An 18,198-nucleotide genomic window follows, 5' to 3' on the forward strand; every position below is an offset into this window, starting at 1 on the left:
ATGAGCCCCACCGACGAGCCCGCCCTCGACGCCGGGCACCTGCAAGAGCTGCGCCGAGGCACCGTCGTGCTCGCGAGCCTGCTCGCCCTGCGCGAGCCCGGCTACGGCTACGCGCTGCTCGAGCACCTCGAGCGCGCCGGCGTCGACGTCGAGGCCAACACCCTCTACCCCCTGCTGCGCCGGCTCGAGGGGCAGGGTCTGCTGTCGAGCGAGTGGAACACCGACGAGAGCCGACCGCGCAAGTTCTACCGCACGAGCCCCCAGGGCGAGGCGCTCGCCGAGCGCCTGCTCGCCGAGCACCGCCGCCTCACCGACGCCCTCGAGCGTCTCGCCGCCGAAGGAGCCTGAGCATGACCGCCACGACCACCCCGACCCTCACCGAGCGCTACATCGCCGCCGTCGTGCGGCGCCTGCCCGAGAAGAGCCGCGCCGACGTCGCGACCGAGCTGCGGGCATCCCTCGCCGACGACATCGAGGCGCGCACCGCGGCCGGGCTCGCGCCCGAGGCCGCCGAGCGCGAGGCCCTCGTCGCCCTCGGCGACCCCGACCGCCTCGCCGCGGGCTACGCCGGCACGCCGCTGCACCTCATCGGCCCTGCGCTCTACCTCGACTGGCGGCGCCTGCTGACGGTGCTGCTGAGCATCGTGCTGCCCGTCACCGCCGGAGGGCTCGTGCTCGCCCGCGCGCTCGCTGGCGACGACCCGGGCGAGATCGTGCTCGGCACCGCCGGCACGCTCGTGAGCGTCGCCATCGGGCTCACCTTCTGGGTCACGACCGTCTTCGCGATCATCGAGCGAACGGGTGCCGGCGACCGCCCGCTCGTCGCCTGGCGCCCCGAGAGCCTGCCGCCCGGCGACGGCAAGCCGCAGGTCGGGGTCGACGTGCTCGTCGGGGGCGTGCTCGGGCTCGTGCTGCTGGTCGCCCTGCTGGCCGCGCAGACGGCCTGGCCCGTCTTCCGCGACGACGACGGCGCGCCCGTGCCGTTCCTGCACCCCGACCTGTGGTCGTTCTGGGTGCCCTACTTCGTCGTCGTGCTCGCCGCCGAGCTCGTCTTCTCGATCGTGCTCTACCAGCGCCGCCGCTGGAGCCTCGGCCTCGCCGTCGCGAACATCGTCATCACGCTCGCCTCGGCGGTGCCGCTCATCGCGCTCATCGTGAGCGACTCCGTCGTGAATCCCGCGTTCTCGGCGCGGCTCGCCGACTCGGAGGGGCTCGTCACGCTCGGCCAGCAAGGCTCCGTCGTCGCTGCCATCGCGATCGGCGCCGTCGCCCTGTGGGAGTGCGTCGACGGCGTCATCAAGGCCGGTCGCGCGGCGCGCGGAGCCTGAGCCCGTGATGGCGGATGCTCCGCCGCGACGTGCGCGGAGCATCCGCCATCGCGTCAGCTCTGCGGCACCCGCACCATGCCCTCCTGCGCGACGCTCGCCACGAGCTGCCCGTCGCGCGTGAAGATGCGACCCATCGACAGTCCGCGGCCGCCGATTGCGTTCGGCGACTCCTGCACGTAGCAGAGCCACTCGTCGACTCGGGCGAAGCGGTGCCACCACATCGCGTGGTCGAGGCTCGCCATCTTCAGCCCCGGCGTCGCCCACGACTGCCCGTGCCGGCGCAGGATCGGCTCGAGGATCGAGTAGTCGCTCGCGTAGGCGAGGGCCGCACGGTGCAGGTTCTCGTCGTCGGGCAGCGGGCTGAGCGCGCGCAGCCACACCGCCTGGTGCGCGACCTGCTCGCGGTCGCCGCCGAAGTACAGGTGCCCGGGCGCGTGCCGCAGGTCGAAGGGCCGCTCGGTCGCCCAGAAGCGCGCCACCGGGTGGTCGAGCTGCTCGAGCACCTCGCGCGTGCTGGGCAGCTCCTCCGGCTGCGGGATGCCCTCCGGCATGGTCGCCTGGTGCTCGAGGCCCGGGTCGACATCCTGGAAGGAGGCGATCATCGACAGGATCGGCAGCCCCTTCTGGTACGCCTGCGTGCGCCGAGTCGAGAACGACCGCCCGTCGTGGATGCGGTCGACCGAGAAGGTGATCGGCTGGGTCACGTCGCCCGGCCGCAGGAAGTAGCCGTGCATGGAGTGGATGAAGCGGTCGCCCTCGACCGTGCGGATCGCCGCGAGCACCGACTGCGCCATGACCTGCCCGCCGAAGACGCGGCCCTGCGGCATCCACTGGCTCGGCGCGGTGAAGATGTCCTCCGTGGTGCGGGCGCCGGTGTCGGCGAGGTCGAGCGCCTGCAGCATCGCGGCGACGGGGTCGTGGGCGGCGGTCTCAGCGGCGTCGGTCTCGGCGGGATCGGAGGCGGGGGCGTCGGTCACGCCCGTAGTCTAGGGAGCGATGTCGAGCATCCTCACGCTTCCCGACGCGCCCGCCGCGACCGACCTGCAGACGTTGCTGGGCCGGGCCGCGCGGCTCGACGAGAACGGCTCGATCCGCCTAATCCTCGACGGCGGCGTGCTCGCCGCCTACGTCGCGGTGCTGCACCCCAGGGGCCTGCTCGATCGCGCGCCGACCGTGCTCGGGCTGCGCACGCTCGCCGCCGAGGGCGACCCGATCGACGAGGTCGTGCCCATCCGCTCGCTGCGGGCCAGGGTGGATGCGGCGCTCGCCGCCGCGAGGGAGGGCCCCGTCGCGATCGCCCTGCCCACATCCGTCGCCACGGTGGTCTGGGCGGCGATCTCGCCGCCCAGGGGAGGGTGGCAGGCCATGCAGCCGCTCGACCCGCAGCTGTTCGAAACCGCGGCCCGCGCCGGCATCGACGAGGTCGCGACGGCCGTGCCGGAGGGTCTCGGCAGCGACCTCGTGCACCGCGTGCGCAGCGAGGTGTGGGGTCGGCCGATCGAGGGCCACGACCACATCCCGGCCGGGGCGGCGTTCGCCGCGCTGAGCCTCGGGTTCCTCGGCGACGACGCCCTGCAGCAGTACGCCTCGGGCTCGTGGCTGCGGTTCACGACGCGGCGCGGGCACGTGCTCGTGAAGCAGGCCGGCTGGTCGCTCGGGCGCTGAGCCCGCGGCGTTGCGAGTGGCTCGGGCCGCGCATCCGTCACCGATCGTCGGGTGTGCCCGGCGCGCTCTCCACACCCCGGCGGGTCGATGTTGTGCACTCCGAGAGGGGTGGTCTACCGTCGAGGCAACCTCGGGCGACGATGCCCGGGTCAGTCATGCGGCCCACCGGCCGACGGCTGTGAGGATCGACCGCGCCCGGCACACCCGCTCGGCGCGCGGCGGATCGGAGATGCGATGCGTGCAACGGTGCCCGACGACCGACTCGAGGCGGAGCTCCCCGCGCCTCCCGATGCGCTCGTGCAGCTGCTCGACCCGGAGGGTCGACGACGCTCCGACCCGCTCTACGATCCGTACGTCGCCGACCTGACCGGCGACGACCTGCTCGCGCTGCTCGACGACCTCATCGTCGTGCGCCGCATCGACGTCGAGGCGACCGCCCTCCAGCGTCAGGGCCAGCTCGGGCTGTGGCCGCCGCTGCTCGGCCAGGAGGCCGCCCAGGTGGGCTCGGCCCGCGCACTGCGCGCCGACGACTTCGTGTTCTCGAGCTATCGCGAGAACGGCGTCGCCTACTGCCGGGGCGTCGAGCTGCCCGCGATCGTCGAGGTGTGGCGCGGCACGGCGCAGGCGGGCTGGAACCCCTATGACGTCAACATGGCCACGCCCCAGATCGTCATCGGCGCGCAGACGCTGCACGCCGTCGGCTACGCGGTCGGATGCCGGCACGACGGCGTCGACACCGCCACGATCACCTACTTCGGCGACGGCGCCACGACGCAGGGCGACGTCAACGAGGCGATGGTCTTCGCCGCTTCGTTCGGCGCGCCCGTGGTCTTCTTCTGCCAGAACAACCACTGGGCGATCTCGGAGCCCGTGGGCCTGCAGGCGCAGCGCCCGATCGCGGAGCGCGCGCCCGGCTTCGGCATCCCCTCGATGCGCGTCGACGGCAACGACGTGCTCGCCGTGCTCGCCGCCACCCGACGCGCCCTCGAGCGCGCCCACCGCGGCGACGGCCCGAGCTTCATCGAGGCTGTCACCTACCGCATGGGGCCGCACACGACCTCTGACGACCCGACGCGCTACGTCGACCCGCTCGAGCGCGAGGCGTGGAGTGCAAAGGATCCGATCCAGCGGCTCGAGGCGCACCTGCGCGAGGCGGGCATCCTCACCGACGAGACGTCGGCCCGCATCGCCGCGCACGCCGACGCGATCGCCGCGGAGTTCCGCGCCGGCTGTCTCGCGCTGCCGAACCCCGCCCCGCTGTCGGTGTTCGACCACGTGTACGCCGAGCCGCACCGCGGGCTCGAGCGGCAGCGGGCCGAACAGCAGGCGTATCTGCGCAGCATCGGCGAGCTCGAGGAGGCGGCGGAATGACGCAGCTCACCCTCGCGAAGGCGCTCAACACGGGGCTGCGACGCGCCCTCGCCGACGACGACCGCGTCGTGCTGCTGGGCGAGGACATCGGCCAGCTCGGCGGCGTCTTCCGCGTCACCGACGGCCTGCAGCAGGAGTTCGGGCGTGAGCGCGTCATGGATATGCCGCTCGCGGAATCCGGCATCATCGGCATGGCCATCGGGCTCGCCTACCGGGGGTTCCGGCCGGTGTGCGAGATCCAGTTCGACGGCTTCATCTACCCGGCCTTCGACCAGATCGTCGCGCAGGTGGCGAAACTGCACTACCGCACGCGCGGGGCGGTGCGCATGCCGATCACGATCCGCGTGCCGTTCGGCGGCGGCATCGGCGCCGTCGAGCACCACTCCGAGTCGCCCGAGGCGTACTTCGCGCACACCGCGGGGCTGCGCGTCGTGACGTGCTCGACCCCGCAGGACGCCCACACGATGCTGCGCCAAGCGATCGCGTGCGACGACCCCGTGCTGTTCTTCGAGCCCAAGCGCCGCTACTGGACGAAGGGCGAGGTCGACGAGTCGTTCGAGCACGCCTTCGACCGCGCGCGCGTCGTCGTCGAGGGCGCCGACGTGACGCTCGTCGCCTACGGCCCGCTCGTCGCGACCGCGATCGACGCTGCCGTGGCCGCGAGCGACGAGGGCGTCTCGGTCGAGGTGATCGACCTGCGCTCGCTCTCGCCGCTCGACCTCGACACCGTCGAGGCGAGCGTGCGCAAGACCGGCCGGCTCGTCATCACGCACGAGGCCGCGCAGTTCGGCGGCCTCGGTGCCGAGCTCGCCGCGAGCATCACCGACCGCTGCTTCGTGCACCTCGAGGCGGCGCCGGCGCGCGTGACGGGCTTCGACACCCCGTACCCGAGCGCGCGAGCGGAGGAGCACTTCCTGCCCGACCTCGACCGCATCCTCGACGGCGTCGACCGGGCGCTCGGCCGCCCGAGCGCGCGCGACCTCCTGCTCACGAGCGGGGGTGCGCGATGACCGTGCACGAGTTCCGCCTGCCCGACCTCGGTGAGGGCCTCACCGAGAGCGAGATCGTCGAGTGGCTCGTCGCCGTCGGCGACCGGGTGACGCTCAACCAGCCGCTCGCCGACGTCGAGACCGCGAAGGCCGTCGTGCAGCTGCCGTCGCCGTTCGCCGGCGTCATCACGGCCCTGCACGCCGAGCCCGGCACGACCGTGCAGGTCGGCGCTCCGATCGTGTCGATCGACGTACTGGCGGATGCTGCGCTCCCGTCGGCCGCCGACGCCCCCGCCGCGCCCGTCGAGGCCGCGCCGCCGGCGCACGTCGACCCGGTCGCCGAGGCTGCGCCTGCCGACGCCGCCCCCGCCGGGCAGCGCCAGTCGGTGCTCGTCGGCTACGGCCCCGCCGTCGAGTCGGGGCGCCGCCCCACGCGCAAGCCGCGCACCCTGCCCGGGCGCCCCGCCGCCGACCGCGCGGCGAGCGTCGGCCTCGAGGTCGGCACCGCTCCTGCGCGCGGTGCCGCCCTCGCGACGCCGCCCGTGCGCAAGCTCGCCCACGACCTCGGCGTCGACCTCGCGCAGGTCGTCGGCACGGGCGAGGGCGGCCAGGTGACGCGCGCCGACGTCACCCGGTTCGTCGAGCGGGCGCGAGGCGGAGCATCCGCCGCATCGTCGTCGACAGAGCCGGCGCGCGCCGACGGCCGCCCCGCCGAGGTGCGCCACCCCGTCAAGGGCGTGCGCAAGGCGACCGCTGAGGCGATGGTGCGCAGCGCGTTCACGGCGCCGCACGTGACCGAGTTCCTCACTGTCGACGTGACGGCCGCGAGCGAGCTCGTCGCGCGGCTCAAGGCGCGCGGGCAGAGCGCGTCGATGCTCGCGCTCGTGTCGAAGGCGCTGTGCCTCGCCGTCGCGCGCAACCCGAGCCTCAACGCGCGGTGGGACGAGTCGTCGAACGAGATCGTCGAGCTGCGCGACGTGCACCTCGGCATCGCCGTGGCGACGCCGCGCGGGCTGCTCGTGCCGAGCATCCGCGACGCGCACGCGATGACGGTGGCGCAGCTGGCCGACGCGATCCGTGAGCTGGCGGTGACGGCGCGCGAGGGCCGCACGCCGCCGTCGGGGCTCACGGGCGGCACGATCACCATCACCAACATCGGCGTCTTCGGCGTCGACGCGGGCACCCCGATCATCAACCCCGGCGAGGCGGCCATTCTCGCCATGGGGGCCGTGCGGCGCCTGCCGTGGGAGTTCGAGGGCGGCATCGCTCTGCGCGACGTCATGACGCTGAGCGTCTCGTTCGACCACCGCATGGTCGACGGCGAGCAGGGTTCGCGGTTCCTGACCGACATCGGGGGAGTGCTGCACGACCCGGCGAGCGTGCTCGCGCTCGTCTGAGCCGGGCTGGGCGGGGCGGCGCGCGGGCCTGCGTGCCGCCCGCCCGGCGCGGCGCGGCTAGGCGGTCAGCGCGGCGAGCGCCATCGCTTCGAGGATGCTCCGCGTCACCCGCGCGCCCGCCCGCGAGCTGTGCGGCGTCGAGTTGATGAGCCCGAAGCACGCGTGCGCGCGGGTGCGCAGCGCGACCCGCGCCTCCGCCGGACGCAGCCGCGCGAGCACGTCGACCCACAGCTCGACGTACTGCCGCTGCAGCGCGCGCACCGCGTGCCGGTCGTCGTCGGCGAGCGAGTCGAGGTCGTGATCCTGCACGCGGATGACGTCGGCGTTGCTGAGCGCGAAGTCGACGTGAAAGGCGACGAGGCCCTCGAGCGCCGCGCGGGCGTCGGCCCCGGCAGCGCCGATCACGGCGCGCCCGCCGGCGAGCAGACCCTCACTCGCCTCCACGAGGATCGCCGCGAGCACCGACTGCTTGCTCACGAAGTGCTTGTAGACGGCGGGGCCGCTCACGCCCGCGGCGGCGCCGAGCTCGTCGAGCGAGACGCGCGGGAATCCGCGCTCGGCGAAGAGTCGTGCGGCCGCCGAGAGCAGCGCCGCGCGACGCTCGGCCTTCGCGCGGTCGCGCGCCGTCGCGCCGCCGGGCGTCGGCTCGGGCGCGGCCGCGGCGCGCGCATCCGTCATCGACATGCCGCCAGTGTAGACAGCCCGGTGAACGATGACTAACCTGAACCGGTGAGCGGGCGTTAACCGAACGACCGCGCGGCACCCCATCGCAGCAGGGCCACGAGCCCGAGACGAGGAGGAGCGGTCGATGGCGACCCTCGGCACGAGCATCCCCGCGGCAGGCGCGAGCAGCAGCCCGAACGCCACCGCGATGCGCGCCCTCGTCGAGGAGCTGCAGACCACGCTCGCCACCGCGGCCCTCGGCGGCCCCGAGCGCAGCCGCGAGCGGCACGTCGCCCGCGGCAAGCTGCTGCCGCGCGAGCGCATCGACGCGCTGCTCGACGAGGGCAGCCCCTTCCTCGAGCTCGCGCCGCTCGCCGCGCACGGGCTCTACGACGGCGAGGCGCCCGGCGCGGGCGTCATCGCAGGCATCGGCCTTGTGCACGGCCGCCACGTGCTCGTCATCAGCAACGATGCGACGGTCAAGGGCGGCACCTACTTCCCCCTGACGGTCAAGAAGCACCTCCGGGCTCAGGAGGTCGCGCTCGAGAACCGGCTGCCGTGCGTGTACCTCGTCGACTCCGGCGGTGCATACCTGCCGCTGCAGGCCGAGGTGTTCCCCGACCGCGACCACTTCGGGCGCATCTTCTTCAACCAGGCGCGGATGTCGGCGGCGGGCATCCCGCAGATCGCCTCGGTCATGGGGTCATGCACGGCCGGCGGCGCGTACGTGCCCGCGATGAGCGACGAGACGGTCATCGTGCGCAACCAGGGCACGATCTTCCTCGGCGGGCCGCCGCTCGTGAAGGCGGCGATCGGCGAGGTCGTGAGCGCGGAGGAGCTCGGGGGCGGCGACACCCACGCGCGCGTCTCGGGCGTCGTCGACCACCTCGCCGACGACGACCATCACGCGCTGGCGATCGTGCGCGACATCCTCGCCACGGTGCCGCCGGCCGCGGCGCCCGCGTGGGAGGTCGGCGAGAGCATCCCGCCCGCCGTCGACGAGAGCTCGCTCTACGACGTGATCCCGCCTGACGTGCAGACGCCCTACGACGTGCGCGAGGTCATCGCGCGGCTCGTCGACGCGAGCGAGTTCCACGAGTTCAAGCGCGAGTACGGCGACACGCTCGTGACGGGCTTCGCGCGCATCCACGGCCACCCGGTCGGCATCGTCGCCAACAACGGGGTGCTGTTCAGCGAGTCGGCGGCGAAGGGCGCCCACTTCATCGAGCTGTGTGACCAGCGCGGCGTGCCGCTGCTGTTCCTCCAGAACATCTCGGGCTTCATGGTCGGCCGCGACGCCGAGGCGGGCGGCATCGCCAAGCACGGCGCGAAGATGGTCACGGCGGTCGCGACGACGCGCGTGCCGAAGCTCACGGTCGTCATCGGCGGCTCGTTCGGCGCCGGCAACTACTCGATGTGCGGCCGGGCCTACTCGCCGCGCTTCCTCTGGATGTGGCCCAACGCCCGCATCTCGGTCATGGGCGGGCAGCAGGCCGCCGCGGTGCTCGGCACGGTGCGCCGCGAGCAGCTCGGCGACGCGTGGAGCGCCGAGGAGCAGGAGGCCTTCGAGGCGCCCATCCGCGCCCAGTACGAGGCCGAGGGCAGCCCCTACGTCTCGACCGCGCGCCTGTGGGACGACGGCATCATCGACCCCGCCGACACCCGCACCGTGCTCGGCCTCGCCCTCGACGTCTGCAGCCGCGCGCCGCTGCCCGACCCGGCCTTCGGCCTCTTCCGGATGTGAGCGCGATGACCAGCCACGACCTGCCACGCCCCTTCCGCTCGGTGCTCGTCGCGAATCGCGGCGAGATCGCGTGCCGCATCATCCGCACGCTGCGTGAGCTGGGCATCCGCTCGATCGCGGTCTTCAGCGACGCCGACGCGGATGCCCGCCACGTCGCGCTCGCGGATCTCGCCCTGCGCATCGGCCCGGCCCCCGCCGCCGAGAGCTACTTGAGCGTCGAGGCCATCGTCGACGCCGCCCTCCGCAGCGGTGCCGAGGCCGTGCACCCGGGCTACGGGTTCCTCAGCGAGAACGCCGAGCTCGCCGCCGCGTGCGCCGAGGCCGGCATCGTGTTCGTCGGGCCAAGCCCGCGCGCGCTCGAGGTCATGGGCGACAAGATGCGGGCGAAGGCGCACGTCGCATCTCGGGGCGTCCCGACGATCCCGGGCGCGGGTGAGCCCGGGATGACGGACGCCGATCTCATCGCTACCGCCGCCGAGGTCGGCTTCCCGCTCATCATCAAGCCCTCGGCGGGCGGCGGCGGCAAGGGCATGACGGTCGTGCACGAGGCGGATGCCCTGCCCGAGGCCCTCGCGGGTGCCCGCCGCGTCGCTCTCAAGGCCTTCGGCGACGACGCGCTGCTGCTCGAGCGCTACATCACCGCGCCCCGGCACATCGAGGTGCAGGTGCTCGCCGACCGCCACGGCACGACGGTGCACCTGGGCGAGCGCGAGTGCTCGCTGCAGCGCCGGCACCAGAAGATCATCGAGGAGGCTCCCTCGCCGCTGCTCGATGCGGCGACGCGCGCCGCGATCGGCGAGGCCGCGTGCGAGGTGGCCCGCAGCGTCGACTACGAGGGCGCGGGCACGGTCGAGTTCCTCGTGAGCGACGCGCGCCCCGACGAGTTCTTCTTCATGGAGATGAACACGCGCCTGCAGGTCGAGCATCCGGTGACCGAGCTCGTCACGGGCGTCGACCTCGTCGAGCAGCAGCTGCGCATCGCCGCGGGGCAGGAACTGTCGCTGCCGCCGCTCGCCCTCGACGGCTGGGCGATCGAGGCGCGCCTCTACGCGGAGGATCCGGCCGCCGGGTTCCTGCCCTCGACCGGCACGGTGCGGGGGCTCGTCGAGGCGAGCGGGCTCGGCGTGCGCGTCGACTCGGCGCTCGTCGAGGGCCTCGAGGTGACCGCCGACTACGACCCCATGCTCGCGAAGATCATCGCGCACGGGCCCGACCGCGAGACGGCCCTCGCGCGACTGGACGCGGCGCTCGCCGACACCCGCGTGCTCGGGCTGCGCACCAACCGCGCGTACCTGCGGCAGGTGCTCGCCGACCCCGACGTGCGTGCGGGCCGGCTCGAGACCTCGCTCATCGAGCGCATCGTGCCCGCTGCGGGCGCGCTCGCCCTCGAGGCGTCGGCGGCGGATGCCGCGGCGCTCGCCGCCGCGGCCCTGCTCGAGCACGCGCGCCGCCACGAGCTCGCCGCCGCGACCCCGCGAGCCGGAGCCGCGAGCGAGCTCTGGCGCACCCCCAGCGGATGGCGCCTCGGCACGCACCGCCCCGTGCGCTACGAGCTCGCCGACCTCGCCGCAGGGCCCGACGCCGAGCCGCCCGTCGTGCTCGTGAGCGGGTCGCCCGACGCCGCGCAGCTCGTGCTGCCGGGGAGCGGCTCGCCCGCCGGCGCGGACGTGCCGGTGCGACACGCACGTGCGGCGCTCCGCACGTCGTCGTCGCATTCGCACGGTGACGGCATCGGGGCGAGCCACGTCAGCCCCCTGACGGCCGGCGCGGTCGACGCGCCCGGTGCCGACGTCGTCACGGTGCACCTGGATGGCGCGGCCTCGAGCTTCGCGGTCGCCCGCGACGGCGAGACGCTCTGGCTGCAGCCGACGGCCGCCGACGCGGGGGTCGCGATCGCGCTGCGGCTCGTCGACCGCGCCGTCCGCGAGGCGGCGCGCGCCTCGGGCCGCGCGCACGGCGGGTCGGGCGCCGCCGCGAGCCCCGAGCTGCGCGCCACGATGCCCGGCGCCGTCGTCGCGCTCGGCGCCGCCGACGGCGAGCACGTCGCACCCGGCCAGCCGGTCGTCACCGTCGAGGCCATGAAGATGGAGCACGCCGTGCTCGCCCCGCACGCCGGCGTGCTGCGCCTCGAGGTCGCCGTCGGCGACCAGGTGCGGCAGGGGCAGGTCGTCGCGCGCATCGAGCCCGAGTTGCCAGCATCCGCCCCCCACGAAGGAGCCCCCGCATGATCGACTTCGACGACGACCAGCTCGAGCTGCAGAGCATGGTGCGCGAGTTCGCGAACGAGGTCGTCGACCCCGTCGCGTACGAGGCCGACCGCACGAAGACGCTGCCCGTGGACGTCGTGCGGCAGATGGGCGAGATGGGGCTGTTCGGGCTGCCGTTCCCGGAGGAGTACGGCGGGCAGGGCGGCACCTACGTCGAGCTGTGCCTCGCGATCGAGGAGCTCGCCCGCGTCGACCAGTCGATCGCCGTCACCCTCGAGGCCGGCGTCGGGCTCGGGGCGATGCCGATCTACCGCAGCGGCACGGAGGAGCAGAAGCAGCGCTGGCTGCCGCGCCTGACCTCGGGCGAGGCGCTCGCCGGGTTCGGGCTCACCGAGGCTGAGGCGGGCTCCGACGCGGGCGCGACCCGCACGACGGCGCGGCTCGAGGGCGGCGAGTGGGTCATCGACGGCTCGAAGCAGTTCATCACCAACTCGGGCACGCCCATCACCGAGCTCGTGACGGTCACCGCGGTCACGGGGCACGACGAGAACGGCAAGGCCGAGCTCAGCGCGATCCTCGTCCCGACCGGCACGCCCGGCTTCACCGTCGAGCCCGCATACGACAAGGTCGGCTGGCACGCCTCCGACACGCACCCGCTCACCTTCCAGGGCGCGCGCGTGCCGGAGGATCACCTGCTGGGCGAGCGCGGCCGCGGCTACGCGAACTTCATCGAGACGCTCGACGAGGGCCGCGTCGCCTTCGCCGCGCTCGGCACGGGCGCAGCGCAGGGCTGCCTCGACGAGGCGATCGCGTACGCGAAGAGCCGGAAGGTGTTCGGCCGCCCGATCGGCGCGAACCAGCACATCGCGTTCACCCTGGCGCGCATGGAGGCCCGCGTGCACCAGGCGCGGCTCGCGACCTACGACGCCGCGTTCCGGCTCGTGGGCGGCAAACCCTTCAAGAAGCAGGCGAGCATCGCCAAGATGGTGGCGAGCGAGGCGGCGATGGCGAACGCCCGCGACGCGACCCAGATCTTCGGGGGGTACGGCTTCATGAACGAGTACCGCGTGGCGCGGCACTACCGCGACTCGAAGGTCATCGAGGTCGGCGAGGGCACGACCGAGGTACAGCTGATGATCATCGCGCGCGAGCTGGGGTTCGCGTGAGCGGGGCGGATGCGCCCGGCGCAGGCGCGGCGCCCGCTCCCGGCGGCGGCGAGCCGAGCGGCCGTCGCATCGTGCAGCGCGGCCTCTGGTTCGACGAGTTCGAGGTCGGCGCGACCTACGTCCACGCCCCGGGCCGCACGCTCACCGAGGCCGACAACGTGCTCTTCACGACCCTGACGATGAACACGCAGTCGCTGCACCTCGACGCGGCGTGGTCGGCCGAGCAGCCCTTCGGCGAGCGGCTGGTGAACTCGATGCTGACGCTCTCGACCCTCGTGGGGGCATCCGTCGCCCAGCTCACGCAGGGCACGATCGTCGCCAACCTCGGCTTCACCGAGGTCGCCTTCCCGCACCCGATGCGGCACGGCGACACCCTCTACAGCGAGACGCTCGTCGAGGCGAAGCGGCTCTCGGGCTCGCGGCCCGGGCAGGGCATCGTGACCCTCCGCCACACGGGCCGCAACCAGGAGGGCGTCGTCGTCGCGACCGCGACGCGCTCGACGCTCGTCTGGTGCGAGGGCGCGGCGCCGTGAGCGCGCCAGCCGGCTCGGTGGGGGGCTTCGCGCTCGGCCCGGCGATCCTGTTCGTGCCGGGTGACCGCCCCGAGCGCTTCGCGAAGGCGGCCGACCGTGCCGATGCGGTCATCGTCGACCTCGAGGATGCCGTCGCCGCCGACGACAGGGAGCGCGCGCGCGAGGCGCTGCTCGCCTCCGATCTCGACCCGACCCGCGCGATCGTGCGAGTGAACGCGCGCGGCACGGCCGACCACCCGCTCGATGTGGAGGCGGTCTCGGCGACGCCGTACCGCATCCTCATGCTGCCGAAGGCGGAGCGCGCCGCCGATGCGGCGTCGCTGGCCGCTGAGACAGGATGCTCGATCGTCGCGCTCATCGAGACCGCGGCGGGCGTGCTCGCCGCAGAGGAGCTCGCCGCGGAGCGCTCGGTCGTCGCCCTCATGTGGGGCGCGGAGGACCTGGTGGCATCGCTCGGCGGCACCTCGAGCCGAGGCCCCGACGGCCGCTACCGCGACGTCGCCCGGCAGGCGCGGGCGCGCGTGCTGCTCGCCGCCGGCGGTCACGGCAAGGCGGCGATCGACGCCGTGCACCTCGACATCGCCGACCTGGCCGGCCTCGAGGAGGAGGCGCGCGATGCGGTGGCGCAGGGTTTCGCGGCGACGGCGTGCATCCACCCGGGCCAGGTCGAGACGATCAGGGCCGGGTACCGGCCCTCGCCGTCGGAGGTGGCGTGGGCGCGCGGTGTGCTCGCCGCCGCGGTCGAGGCGGGAGCCGCGGGAGTCTTCGCCTTCGAGGGCCGCATGGTCGACGAGCCGGTGCTGCGTCACGCGCGGCGGGTGCTGCAGCGCGCGGGGGAGTAGGCGCCGGTTCCGTCCGGCAGCCGTTCCCGGTGGTCGTTTCGGCGACCATGCTGTGTGCCTCCCGCGCCGCTTGCAGAAGTCCGGAGTGCGTGAGCGCGATTCGCCCTCTCCGGAGTTCTGCAAGGCAACGACTCGGCGACTCAGCCGTCGCCCGCCGTCAGTGCTGCTCGACCGCCCTACTCCTCGAACGTGTTCACCATCGCGTACGCGGCGCGCTCGAGGTGATCCCAGATCGCCTCCTCGTGCAGCGGCGGCAGGGCGAGCTCGTCGAGCGCCGTGCGCATGTGCGTCAGCCAGCGGTCGCGCGCGTCTGGGTTGACCTTGAACGGCATGTGGCGCATGCGCAGGCGGGGGTGCCCGCGCTGCTCGCTGTACGTCGTCGGGCCGCCCCAGTACTGCTCGAGGAAGGCCGTCAGGCGCCAGACGGCGCCCTCCATGTCGTCGTCGGGGTACATCGGGCGCAGCACCGGGTCGGACTCGATGCCGTCGTAGAATCGGCGCACGAGCCGCTCGAACGTCGCATGGCCGCCGACCTGCGCGAACATCGGGTCCGTCGGTCCGCCCGTGGGCCCCAGCGTGAGATCGGGCATCAGTCGCCCGCCTTCGCCTCTGCCGCCGGCTTGCCGGCAGGCTTCCCCGAGGGCTTGCGGCCCTGCGCGTCCTTCGCGTCGAGACCGTCGAGCACGAGGCGGTTGAGCGCCGGCAGCGTCACGCCGAGCTCGTCGAGCGAGAGCTTCATGCGGCGCCGCAACTCGCGCGCGATGTCGAACTGGTCACCCGACCGCACCTTCATGACGAGCCGGATGACAAGCGCCTCGGCCGAGATCGACTCGATGCCCCACACCTCCGGCTTCTCGAGGATCTTGCGTCGCCAGGTAGCGTCGTCGGCGAGGCCCTGCGCCGTGTCGAGCATCGTCTTCTCGACCGCGTCGATGTCGCTCGTGTACGGGGCGGGGATGTCGAGGATGACCCGCGCCCAGCCCTGCGACTTGTTGCCGACGTTCGCGATCTCGCCGTTGCGCACGTACCAGAGCGTGCCGTTCACGTCGCGCACTTGCGTCACGCGCACGCCCACGAGCTCGACCACGCCCGAGACCGGCCCCTGCGTCGTCACGAGGTCGACGATGTCGCCGACGCCGAGCTGATCCTCGAACACCATGAACAAGCCGTTGAGCATGTCCTTCACGACGTTCTGCGCGCCGAAGCCGAGGGCCGCGCCGAGCACGCCCGCGCTCGCGATGAGCGCCGTCACCGAGAACTGCAGCTCGCTCAGCACGAGCACGATCGCGACCGAGACGATCGCCCACGTCACGAGATTGTTGAGCACCGAGCCGATCGTGCGGGTGCGCTGCACGACGCGCACCGCCATGAGCGGAGAGGCGCTGAGCTCGACGGTGTGCTCCACCGCCTGCGCCTTCTTGACGCCGTTCACGACGCGATCGACGACGCGCTTGATCGACGCCTTGAGCACGAGGCGCAGCAGTGCGGCGCCGATGATGACGGCGAGGATGCGCAGCGGCACCCTCCACGTCAGGTAGAAGGCGTAGATGCCGTCGCCGAGGGCTGACCAGTCGAAGGAATCCATCCGCACCAGCGTAGCGACGGCCCCTGCCGAGTCGCTCAGCAGGGGCCGTCGTCGCACCGGAGTGCGCTACGCCCGATCGCGCTCCTGCGCGGCGAGCGCGCGCTCGACGCCGGCGAGGTTCTCCGACACCATGCGACGCAGCGCAGCCGGCTGGTCGGCGTTCGCGTCGAGCCAGGCCCGGGTCGCGTCGACGAGGCGCAGCGACGCGAGCGGCGTCGGGTAGAGGCCGAGGATCAGATACTCGGCGATCTTGTAGCTGCGCGACTCCCACACCTCGACGAGCGCGTCGAAGTAGCGGCCCACGAGGCCCTCGAGGCTCGCGGGGTCGTTGACGTGCTGGAAGCCCATCGTCGCCATGCGCACGATCGCGTTCGGCACCGAGTCGTCGGTGAGCAGGTGCTCGACCGTCGCTGCCTTGCTCGCCTCGTCGGGGAACGCCGCCCGGGCGCGCGCCGCAGCCTGCTGGCCGTTCGAGGTGTTGTCACGCTCGAGCGCCGCATCGACGTCGGCGGGGGTGATCGCGCCGACGAGCGCGAGGCCCTCCAGCAGCTCCCACTCCAGGTCGGTGTCGACCGCCAGGCCCTCGAGGGTGATCGAGCCGTCGCGCAGCCCGGCGAGGACCTCGGCGTGCGACGAGGTCGCCGCCATGTTCGCGAAGAACTTCACGAACTGGAACTGCGCGTCGCTGCCGGGCTCGGCGCCCTGGGCGAGCGCCCACAGCGCGTCGGCGACCTCCACGATCGTCTGCTCGCGGCGTGCCGGGTCGACGTAGAGGCGCGCGACGGTCGTGAGCTGCGTGAGCGTCGTGCGCAGCGTCGTCGACTCCGTCTCGGTCGCGATGTTGCCCAGCACGAGGCGCACGTAGTCGCTCGGCTTCGACTCGGCGTCGCGCGTCGCATCCCACACCGAGCCCCACACGATCGCGCGGGCCAACGGCGACTCGATCGCCGCGAGGTGCTCGATCGCCGTCGCGAGCGAGACCTCGTCGAGGCGGATCTTCGCGTACGCGAGGTCGTCGTCGTTGAGCAGGATGAGCGCGGGGCGGCTCCGGCCCACGAGTTCGGGCACGTCGGTGCGCTCGCCGTCGACGTCGAGCTCGAGGCGGTGCGTGCGCGTCAGCGCACCATCCACCAGGTCGTAGAAGCCGATCGCCATGCGGTGCGGGCGGATCGTCGGGTAGTCGGCCGGCGCGCTCTGCAGCACGGCGAACGACGTGATGACTCCCGAGTCATCGACCGAGAGCTCGGGGCGCAGCGTGTTGACGCCCGCCGTCTCGAGCCACTTCTCGCTCCACGACGTCAGCTCGCGGCCGCTCGCGGCCTCGAGCTCGGCGAGCAGGTCGCGCAGCTCGGTGTTGCCCCAGGCGTGCTTGCGGAAGTACGCCGAGACGCCCGCGAAGAACGCCTCCTCACCGACCCACGCGACGAGCTGCTTGAGCACGCTGCCGCCCTTGGCGTAGGTGATGCCGTCGAAGTTGACCTGCACGTCCTCGAGGTCGTTGATCGTCGCGACGACGGGGTGCGTCGAGGGCAGCTGGTCCTGGCGGTACGCCCAGCTCTTCTCCATCGCCTGGAAGGTCGTCCACGCCTCGTGCCACTCGGTGGCCTCGGCCGTGGCGATCGTCGACGCCCACTCGGCGAACGACTCGTTGAGCCACAGGTCGTTCCACCACTTCATCGTCACGAGGTCGCCGAACCACATGTGGGCGAGCTCGTGGAGGATCGTGACGACGCGGCGCTCCTTGATCGCGTCGGTGACCTTCGAGCGGAAGACGTAGGTCTCGGTGAAGGTCACGGCGCCCGCGTTCTCCATGGCGCCGGCGTTGAACTCGGGCACGAAGAGCTGGTCGTACTTCTCGAACGGGTAAGCCACGCCGAACTTCGACTCGAAGTATTCGAAGCCCTTGCGGGTGATGTCGAAGATGTAGTCGGCGTCGAGGTACTCGAAGAGCGAGGCGCGGGCGAAGATGCCGAGCGGGATGGTGCGGCCGTCGGCGCTCGTGAGCTCGGAGTGCACGCTCTGGTACGGGCCGGCGACGATCGCGGTGATGTAGCTGGAGATGCGCTTGGTCGTGGCGAACACGGTCGTGGCCGCGTCGCCCTCCTCGGTGCGCGACTCGACGGGCGAGTTCGACACGACGACCCACGAGGCCGGCGCCGTCACCGTGAAGCGGAAGGTCGCCTTGAGGTCGGGCTGCTCGAACACCGCGAACACGCGGCGGCTGTCGGGCACCTCGAACTGCGAGTACAGGTACACCTCGCCGTCGACCGGGTCAACGAAGCGGTGCAGGCCCTCGCCGGTGTTCGTGTACTCGTGGTCGGCGACGACCGTGAGCTCGTTGCGCTCGGCGAGGCCGTCGAGCTGGATGCGCGTGCCGTCGGCGATGGCGGCCGCGTCGAGCTCGACGCCGTTGAGCGTGACGCTGTGCACCGTGCGGGTGATCGCGTCGATGAACGTGCTCGCGCCGGGGGTGGCGGTGAAGACGACGGTCGACGTCGACCGGAACACCTCCGGCCCCGTGGTCAGATCGAGCGCGATGTCGTAGCTCTCGGTCGCGACGAGCGACGAGCGCTCCTGGGCTTCGGCGCGGGTCAGGTTCTCTCCGGGCACAGTGGGGCCTCCTTCGGCACACAGGGGAATGCTCAGCTCGTGGCTGGGCGGGATCAGCCTATTCGGCCCAGCCGGGCGCAGTGCAGATGCGGCCCGCT

At 72.9% G+C, this 18,198-nt stretch carries 16 protein-coding genes; 11 read left to right on the forward strand and 5 right to left on the reverse strand.

Translation table 11 applies throughout. The features are described from left to right. Both ID804_RS04660 and ID804_RS04665 read left to right on the forward strand, forming a co-directional pair. Positions 1-348: a PadR family transcriptional regulator gene (locus tag ID804_RS04660; RefSeq protein ID WP_169077839.1), complete on the forward strand. Its 348-nt coding sequence runs from the start codon at positions 1-3 to the stop codon at positions 346-348. A 2-nt stretch (positions 349-350) separates the two neighbouring features. Beyond that, a complete protein-coding gene (locus ID804_RS04665; protein WP_169077840.1) occupies positions 351-1,328 on the forward strand; it encodes a permease prefix domain 1-containing protein in 978 nt (325 codons plus the stop codon). A 53-nt stretch (positions 1,329-1,381) separates the two neighbouring features. Here the strand turns inward: ID804_RS04665 and ID804_RS04670 are convergent, their stop codons facing one another. Beyond that, entirely contained in the window at positions 1,382-2,230 is an 849-nt protein-coding gene (locus ID804_RS04670) for an acyl-CoA thioesterase (RefSeq protein ID WP_169078674.1), read from the reverse strand. A gap of 94 nt (positions 2,231-2,324) precedes the next feature. On the opposite strand from ID804_RS04670, the gene ID804_RS04675 reads away from it, so the two are divergent. From ID804_RS04675 to ID804_RS04690, 4 genes are all read left to right on the forward strand, one after another. Next, a complete protein-coding gene (locus tag ID804_RS04675; RefSeq protein WP_169077841.1) occupies positions 2,325-2,993 on the forward strand; it encodes a DUF8185 domain-containing protein in 669 nt (222 codons plus the stop codon). Between the two features lie 234 nt (positions 2,994-3,227). Beyond that, positions 3,228-4,364, forward strand: a complete 1,137-nt coding sequence (gene pdhA, locus ID804_RS04680) for a pyruvate dehydrogenase (acetyl-transferring) E1 component subunit alpha (protein ID WP_169077842.1) — start codon at positions 3,228-3,230, stop codon at positions 4,362-4,364. Further along, positions 4,361-5,374 (forward strand): alpha-ketoacid dehydrogenase subunit beta, encoded by a 1,014-nt coding sequence (locus ID804_RS04685; protein ID WP_169077843.1) that lies wholly within the window; start codon positions 4,361-4,363, stop codon positions 5,372-5,374. The genes pdhA and ID804_RS04685 overlap by 4 nt, the downstream gene beginning before the upstream one ends. Next, positions 5,371-6,750, forward strand: coding sequence for a dihydrolipoamide acetyltransferase family protein (locus ID804_RS04690; protein WP_169077844.1), 1,380 nt, complete (start codon positions 5,371-5,373; stop codon positions 6,748-6,750). The genes ID804_RS04685 and ID804_RS04690 overlap by 4 nt, the downstream gene beginning before the upstream one ends. Positions 6,751-6,807: 57 nt before the next feature. Here ID804_RS04690 and ID804_RS04695 read toward each other — a convergent pair whose 3' ends face one another. Next, positions 6,808-7,434: a TetR/AcrR family transcriptional regulator gene (locus ID804_RS04695; protein ID WP_188219160.1), complete on the reverse strand. Its 627-nt coding sequence runs from the start codon at positions 7,432-7,434 to the stop codon at positions 6,808-6,810. A gap of 187 nt (positions 7,435-7,621) precedes the next feature. Here ID804_RS04695 and ID804_RS04700 point away from each other — a divergent pair, with 187 nt between their 5' ends. From ID804_RS04700 to ID804_RS04720, 5 genes are all read left to right on the forward strand, one after another. Continuing rightward, positions 7,622-9,157, forward strand: coding sequence for a carboxyl transferase domain-containing protein (locus ID804_RS04700; RefSeq protein ID WP_223158998.1), 1,536 nt, complete (start codon positions 7,622-7,624; stop codon positions 9,155-9,157). Positions 9,158-9,162: 5 nt separating this feature from the next. Further along, complete coding sequence (locus tag ID804_RS04705) at positions 9,163-11,385, forward strand: ATP-binding protein (RefSeq protein ID WP_169077846.1); 2,223 nt, start codon at positions 9,163-9,165, stop codon at positions 11,383-11,385. Beyond that, a complete protein-coding gene (locus ID804_RS04710) occupies positions 11,382-12,530 on the forward strand; it encodes an acyl-CoA dehydrogenase family protein (RefSeq protein WP_169077847.1) in 1,149 nt (382 codons plus the stop codon). Before ID804_RS04705 ends, ID804_RS04710 begins: the two co-directional genes overlap by 4 nt. Before the next feature lie 68 nt (positions 12,531-12,598). Continuing rightward, positions 12,599-13,063 carry a MaoC family dehydratase gene (locus ID804_RS04715; protein WP_317451220.1) on the forward strand — a complete coding sequence of 155 codons (465 nt, stop codon included), beginning with the start codon at positions 12,599-12,601 and terminating at the stop codon, positions 13,061-13,063. Next, complete coding sequence (locus ID804_RS04720; protein WP_317451177.1) at positions 13,060-13,905, forward strand: HpcH/HpaI aldolase/citrate lyase family protein; 846 nt, start codon at positions 13,060-13,062, stop codon at positions 13,903-13,905. Before ID804_RS04715 ends, ID804_RS04720 begins: the two co-directional genes overlap by 4 nt. A 176-nt stretch (positions 13,906-14,081) precedes the next feature. Here the strand turns inward: ID804_RS04720 and ID804_RS04725 are convergent, their stop codons facing one another. The 3 genes from ID804_RS04725 to pepN all read right to left on the reverse strand — a co-directional run bounded on the left by ID804_RS04725 (position 14,082) and on the right by pepN (position 18,100). Then, positions 14,082-14,495: a globin gene (locus ID804_RS04725; RefSeq protein WP_169077849.1), complete on the reverse strand. Its 414-nt coding sequence runs from the start codon at positions 14,493-14,495 to the stop codon at positions 14,082-14,084. Beyond that, on the reverse strand, positions 14,495-15,490 hold the full coding sequence (locus tag ID804_RS04730) for a mechanosensitive ion channel family protein (protein WP_169077850.1): 996 nt from the start codon (positions 15,488-15,490) through the stop codon (positions 14,495-14,497). The genes ID804_RS04725 and ID804_RS04730 overlap by 1 nt, the downstream gene beginning before the upstream one ends. Positions 15,491-15,556: 66 nt before the next feature. Continuing rightward, positions 15,557-18,100 carry an aminopeptidase N gene (pepN, locus tag ID804_RS04735; RefSeq protein WP_169077851.1) on the reverse strand — a complete coding sequence of 848 codons (2,544 nt, stop codon included), beginning with the start codon at positions 18,098-18,100 and terminating at the stop codon, positions 15,557-15,559. Positions 18,101-18,198: the final 98 nt, after the last annotated feature.

Source organism: Microcella alkalica (assembly GCF_014595885.1).
Taxonomy (GTDB): domain Bacteria; phylum Actinomycetota; class Actinomycetes; order Actinomycetales; family Microbacteriaceae; genus Microcella; species Microcella alkaliphila_B.

What these genes read in the sequence shown, in the direction of transcription:
- pdhA (WP_169077842.1), top strand. Translation starts at nt 3,228, where the DNA reads ATGCGTGCAACGGTGCCCGACGACCGACTCGAGGCGGAGCTCCCCGCG.
- ID804_RS04710 (WP_169077847.1), top strand. Translation starts at nt 11,382, where the DNA reads ATGATCGACTTCGACGACGACCAGCTCGAGCTGCAGAGCATGGTGCGC.
- ID804_RS04690 (WP_169077844.1), top strand. Translation starts at nt 5,371, where the DNA reads ATGACCGTGCACGAGTTCCGCCTGCCCGACCTCGGTGAGGGCCTCACC.
- ID804_RS04705 (WP_169077846.1), top strand. Translation starts at nt 9,163, where the DNA reads ATGACCAGCCACGACCTGCCACGCCCCTTCCGCTCGGTGCTCGTCGCG.
- ID804_RS04695 (WP_188219160.1), bottom strand. Translation starts at nt 7,434, where the DNA reads ATGTCGATGACGGATGCGCGCGCCGCGGCCGCGCCCGAGCCGACGCCC.
- ID804_RS04665 (WP_169077840.1), top strand. Translation starts at nt 351, where the DNA reads ATGACCGCCACGACCACCCCGACCCTCACCGAGCGCTACATCGCCGCC.
- ID804_RS04675 (WP_169077841.1), top strand. Translation starts at nt 2,325, where the DNA reads ATGTCGAGCATCCTCACGCTTCCCGACGCGCCCGCCGCGACCGACCTG.
- ID804_RS04660 (WP_169077839.1), top strand. Translation starts at nt 1, where the DNA reads ATGAGCCCCACCGACGAGCCCGCCCTCGACGCCGGGCACCTGCAAGAG.
- ID804_RS04700 (WP_223158998.1), top strand. Translation starts at nt 7,622, where the DNA reads ATGCGCGCCCTCGTCGAGGAGCTGCAGACCACGCTCGCCACCGCGGCC.
- ID804_RS04725 (WP_169077849.1), bottom strand. Translation starts at nt 14,495, where the DNA reads ATGCCCGATCTCACGCTGGGGCCCACGGGCGGACCGACGGACCCGATG.
- ID804_RS04670 (WP_169078674.1), bottom strand. Translation starts at nt 2,230, where the DNA reads ATGCTGCAGGCGCTCGACCTCGCCGACACCGGCGCCCGCACCACGGAG.
- ID804_RS04730 (WP_169077850.1), bottom strand. Translation starts at nt 15,490, where the DNA reads ATGGATTCCTTCGACTGGTCAGCCCTCGGCGACGGCATCTACGCCTTC.
- ID804_RS04685 (WP_169077843.1), top strand. Translation starts at nt 4,361, where the DNA reads ATGACGCAGCTCACCCTCGCGAAGGCGCTCAACACGGGGCTGCGACGC.